Source organism: Alteromonas sp. ABH4_456, from assembly GCF_056160645.1.
Window position 1 is genome coordinate 1 of sequence record NZ_JBSWXO010000058.1, and the last position, 261, is coordinate 261.

The 261-nt window shown below is 42.9% G+C and carries 1 protein-coding gene; it reads right to left on the minus strand.

Annotated elements, in window-relative coordinates:
- A partial coding sequence (locus tag ACXAG2_RS20930; protein WP_474870269.1) for an IS110 family transposase occupies positions 1-261 on the minus strand: 261 nt, incomplete at both ends.

Below are 261 nucleotides of genomic sequence, written 5' to 3' on the forward strand. Positions count from 1 at the left end.
GCTTTTCTTTTGGATAAACATACGCCAAAGGAAAATTACCGCCCCGCATGAGCTTGGCAATTTTATATGCATCGATTTTATCATTCTTGGTCTTGCCGCCATGAATAGCCTTCATGTACAAGGCATGGCCAAGAATAAAGTCAATGTTGTGCTGCTCGCAAAAATCACTTAGCCAATACCAGCAATGCATACATTCGGCACCGACTACGATATTCCCCAGATAGGGAGAAAGTAGTGTTAAAAGCTGTTCAGGCGAGTCTT